This window comes from Armatimonadia bacterium, assembly GCA_039679385.1.
Taxonomy (GTDB): domain Bacteria; phylum Armatimonadota; class Zipacnadia; order Zipacnadales; family JABUFB01; genus JAJFTQ01.
This window is the reverse complement of the sequence record JBDKVB010000059.1, coordinates 1-4591: the sequence shown is the minus strand read 5'-3', so window position 1 is coordinate 4591 and position 4591 is coordinate 1. Positions and strand designations below refer to the sequence as shown.

Annotated in this window: 5 protein-coding genes; 3 read left to right on the top strand and 2 right to left on the bottom strand. The window is 64.7% G+C overall.

Annotated features, from left to right (window positions below):
- The 3 genes from ABFE16_06120 to ABFE16_06110 form a co-directional block, all read left to right on the top strand.
- Positions 1-934, top strand: a 934-nt coding sequence (locus ABFE16_06120) for an NAD(P)-dependent oxidoreductase (protein ID MEN6344864.1), incomplete at its 5' end; no start/stop codon positions are given.
- A 47-nt stretch (positions 935-981) separates the two neighbouring features.
- Positions 982-1302 (top strand): hypothetical protein, encoded by a 321-nt coding sequence (locus ABFE16_06115; protein ID MEN6344863.1) that lies wholly within the window; start codon positions 982-984, stop codon positions 1300-1302.
- Between the two features lie 54 nt (positions 1303-1356).
- Positions 1357-2127: an SDR family oxidoreductase gene (locus ABFE16_06110; protein ID MEN6344862.1), complete on the top strand. Its 771-nt coding sequence runs from the start codon at positions 1357-1359 to the stop codon at positions 2125-2127.
- A gap of 127 nt (positions 2128-2254) precedes the next feature.
- On the opposite strand, the gene ABFE16_06105 is transcribed toward ABFE16_06110, so the two are convergent.
- Positions 2255-3334: a Gfo/Idh/MocA family oxidoreductase gene (locus ABFE16_06105; protein ID MEN6344861.1), complete on the bottom strand. Its 1080-nt coding sequence runs from the start codon at positions 3332-3334 to the stop codon at positions 2255-2257.
- A gap of 625 nt (positions 3335-3959) precedes the next feature.
- Positions 3960-4591, bottom strand: a 632-nt coding sequence (locus ABFE16_06100; protein ID MEN6344860.1) for a hypothetical protein, incomplete at its 5' end; no start/stop codon positions are given.

The following is a 4591-nucleotide window of genomic DNA, read 5'->3' as shown; positions in this document are numbered from 1 at the left end:
CGTGGCTGTCTTCGGCGGATCAGGCAAGATCGGGAGGCATGTCGTCCCGTGGCTGGTGGAGCACGGGTACGCGGTGCGCGCCCTGGTGCACCGGAGTCCGGTGGCCGGAGAAGGAGTGGTGTCGGTGCCAGGCAGCATCGCCGACGCTGCTGCGGTGAGGGAGGTTGTCTCGGGCACCGACGCCGTCATCCAGCTTGCCACCACGAAGGAAGCCCCGGAGACTTTCTTCGATGTGAGCGTGCGGGGAACGCTGAACATCCTGGAGGCCTGCCGCTTCGAGGGTACGCAGCAGCTCCTGCTCCTGGGCGGCGATGCGGCCTTCGGCATCTGGTTCTACCCGCAACCCACGCCCATTGATGAGAGTCACCCCCTGATGGCATACCCCGGCTACTACGCCTTCACCAAGGTGATGGAGGAGGTGATGACCCAGCAGTATGCCTACCAGTACGGGGTGCCCTTCTCCATTCTGCGCTCCTCCTGGGTCTTCGAGAAGGATGACCTGCTGCGGCACTTCTCGCTGCTCAGGAACGTGGATCCCGCCGAGCCCGGCCACGGCTTCGGGCAGGTGGCAGACCACCTTCTGGACCTGGTGAAGGCGGGCCAGGAGCGTATCCCCATCCTGACCGAGGCCGACGGCGTGCCCTATCACCGCCACATCGTACACATCGAGGATCTCCTGCAGGCCTTTGGCCTGATGTTCGCGAACCCCTCGGCTCTGGGTCACTCCTTCAACATCGCGGCGCCGGCTCCCTTCGAGTACCGCGTCGCGGCTGAGTACCTGTCCCAGAAGACGGGTATCCCGACGGTGGAGGTCGCCTGCCCGGGCTACCATTCCTTCGCCATCAACATCAGCAAAGCCCGTTCGATGCTGGGCTATGACCCGCAGTATGACTTCTGCCGCATCGCCGACAGCGCCCTGGCATATACCGTCTAGGGCAAGCATCCGTGCCTATCAATGCCCGGTTACCGAAGGAGGCCCCCATGCGTAAGTTCAACCACATCGGCCTACCCACCGACGACAAGCAGCCCAACGAGACCTACGTGCCTGCCACCAAGGTGTGGGTCACCGCCTGGGACGACCACCCGTATAAGGTGGAGTTCCTGCGCTATGAGCCCGACTCACCCGTCTCGGGGCCACTGCGCGAGCTCCCCCACATGGCCTTCGAGACCGACGACCTCGAGGCGGAACTCGCGGGCCAGGAGGTCCTCCTCGAGCCCTTCGAGCCCTATGCGGGCCTGACGGTGGCCTCCGTCCTCAAGGATGGCGCCGTGTTCGAGTTCATGATGTTCGCACACGAATAGCCGCCGGTCTGGCGCCCTAGGCGCCGGAGGGCAGGCAGACAGGAAGGTGCACCCATGTCCATCTCGGGCAAAGCAATCCTGGTCACTGGTGGAACCTCCGGCATCGGCGAGGGCTGCAGCCGGCATTTTGCCGAGTGTGGTGCCAAAGTGGTCATCGCCTCCAACCAGCCCCAGGAAGGAGCTGCTCTGGAGGCCGACCTGCGGGGCCAAGGTCTGGAAGCCCGCTTCTTCGAGGTGAACGTGACCTCCGAGGACAGCGTGCGGGAACTGGTGGCGAAGGCCGTGCACACCTACGGCCGGATTGACGCCCTGGTCAGCAACGCCGGCGTCTGGCGGCAGGGCCGGGTCACAGACTTCAGCCTCGACGACTGGAACGCCGTCATGGGCGTCAACGTCATGGGGAACCTGTGGCTGGCCAAGCACGTGGTCCCGGTCATGGAGAAGCAGGGCAAAGGGGTGATCGCGATCACCACCTCCGTGGCGGCCTTCGTCGGCTTCCCCGAGCATGCCCTGTACTGCGCCTCCAAGGGCGCTCTGGAGTCCCTGATCCGGGCGCTGGCCGTGGACCATGCCGGAGTGGTGCGCATCGTCGGCGTATGCCCGGGGACCATCGACACGCCCCTGCTGGCTGCGACCGCCGCCGGCTGGACGCAGCCACTCGAGGAGCTGTACGCGGACGTGGCCAAGAGGATCCCGGTACGCCGCCTGGGCCAGCCGCTTGACGTGGCGAAAGCTGTTGCGTTCCTTGTCAGCGATGACGCCGAGTACATCAACGCGGTGTCGCTCCCCATTGAGGGCGGCACCATGGCTCTGCCGCCCTGGTAGGGGCAGAGCAGTTGACGGGGTGGCGGACCTCTTCCTTCTGAAGACGACCAGGGGCAGCACGGAGGTGCCGCCCCTGTCGCTTCGAGTCTAGTAGGATCGGCGAGTCCCGAGCGTCCTCTCCCCGACCCTACAGCTTCACTATTCTGCCTGTCGCGGCGCTCTTCTCGGCTGCCAGGCAGGCCTCCACAGCCGCCATGCTCTCCTCCGCAGGGACCACCGTCGGCGGCTCGCCCTTCAGGCAGCAGTCGGCGAAGTACTGCAACTCGGCCGGCAGCGCGCCCCACAGCTTTCCGTAGTAGGTGCTCCAATACGTCGTGTCGGGGTACCTGACGCCGTCCTTGTCGCACACGAAGAAGTTGGGGGTCGTGTCGTTCACCTGGATACTACCCTCGGTCCCGACCACCTCCAGGCGTTCATCGATCTGCATCGCACTGTTTTCGGGGAGGAACCAGACCTGCTCCAGGATCGCGGTAGCGCCGGAGTCGAAGCGGTACATGGTCTGGCCGATGTCGGGGTTCCCCAGGCCCCGGATTTCCACGGTCTGGGCGTAGGCACTGACGATCTTTGCCCCGGTGAGCCACAGCATCAGGTCAGTGTCGTGGACGCCGTCGCCGATGATGGGGCCGTTCTTCGGCAGCACCCCGGTAACAATCCAGCGCGGGAGGTTGCGCCGGGCGGACATGGACACGATCTTGCCGATCCGCCCCTCCTCGATTGCACGCTTGGCGAGGGCATAGCGCGGATTGAAGCGGCATATGTGCCCCACCATGAAGAAGCCCTTGGCCTTCTGCGCGGCTGCCACCATCTTTCTGCAGTCGGCCATGGTCGAGGCCATGGGCTTCTCGCAGAACACGTGCTTGCCCGCCTTGAGCGCGGCCAGTGTCGGAGCGGCGTGCTGGTCCCACATGGTGACGATGTTGACCGCTTCCAGCTCCGGGTCGGCCAGCATCTCGTTGTAGTCGGTGAAGGTCTTCTTCACGCCGAAGCGCTGCGCGACTTCCTTCAGGCGCGACTTGGTGCGCGTGCACAGCGAGTACAGCTCCACGTTGGGAAGGGAGGCCAGCGCCTCGCAGTGTTTCTCGCCGAACCATCCGAGACCGATGACGCCGAACTTGACCTTGCTCACAGCAGTGCCTCCCTGGGCCATGCCTGGCAGACGGCCGGCCGAAGTGTACTCGCGAACCTCGCGAGCCTTTCCCCTCGGCATGCCCCCACACCTGCGCGGCCCTGCTCTCAGCCCCGCACCACTGCGAACAGGTCTGTACAACCCGGTCCGGCGTGCAGGGCCCACGGCCTTGGTCCTCGGGGTGATGATCTCGCTTCGCTTTGTCCAGATGATCGTGCGGGCTGCTGGAGAGCCTGTACTACGGCTACGACGACGCGCGTCGGACCAAGATCGTGCGCGAGGACGGCACCAGCATCTACTACCGCTACGACGCCGCGGGGCGGTTGGCCAGGGAGGACGATCTGGACGGCTCGGGCCAGGGCCTGTATGCCTTCGACTGCCGCTTCGACGCGGCAGGAGACCGCAGGCAACTGACGAAGAACGGCGAGACGACCTACTACCAGTACAACACGCTGAACCAGTTGACGCTGGAGGGGAGTACCGGCGGTGCGCTGACCTACTACCAGTGGCAAGCGGACGGGGCCCTGGCCGGGAAGCAGGACGCCCGCAGCACCACCTACTTCACTTGGGATGTCGATGAGGCGCTGACCCAAGCCGACTGGCTTGGAGCGAATCTGGGCTCTGTACAGGTCGCGCACCAGTATGATGCCGACATAATGGCGGGTATGGCCATAGACCAGGTAACTGCCAATCCCTCTGCCTCGCGTCACCCAACACGCTCGCTCAGACCAAAGATGATGTCTCGCTGCCTGGGGCTCCCCTGCGGTGACGCGCAGCACGACGGCCGAAGGAGATCAGCGCGGATTAGCTCGCTGAGTGCCGCATCCAGATCCTCCTGCGGCAGCCCGGTCACCTCGAGCAGACGCTGCCGAGTACGCCAGATGTGCTTCCGGTGCGAAAGTGCCAGGAGGACCCTCTGCTGCTGTTCGCTGAAGCTCGCTGGGGACTTTCTCCACGCGAGGCCCGGCAGATACACGGGCGTCACATCCTTTCCAGCCTGTAGATCGCCAAGCGCTCCGTCGAGCTGTTCGCTCTCGTCGCCGGTGTCTGCGGGTGTCGTCTGTGGGACAGCGGCAGGTGCCGTCACTCGTGCCGGGATCTGGCCGCGCATCAGTTCGACAAAGCTGCCACTTTGTATCAACTGGCTCAGTAGTTCAGGCGACAGTTTCGCCGCTAGTTCACGCAGGGCCTCGATCAGGACGGATACTCTCTGGTCAGCGCGTGCGAAGGCTGCTGCGAGGTACAGACGCGTTGCGAGGTACCCAGACAGGAATCCAACTACTCCGAAATACACGATCACGCCCAGGGCGAAGGCCCGGTTGGCCTCTGCGTTCCCCA

What these genes read in the sequence shown, in the direction of transcription:
- ABFE16_06115 (MEN6344863.1), top strand. Translation starts at nt 982, where the DNA reads ATGCGTAAGTTCAACCACATCGGCCTACCCACCGACGACAAGCAGCCC.
- ABFE16_06105 (MEN6344861.1), bottom strand. Translation starts at nt 3,334, where the DNA reads ATGCCGAGGGGAAAGGCTCGCGAGGTTCGCGAGTACACTTCGGCCGGC.
- ABFE16_06110 (MEN6344862.1), top strand. Translation starts at nt 1,357, where the DNA reads ATGTCCATCTCGGGCAAAGCAATCCTGGTCACTGGTGGAACCTCCGGC.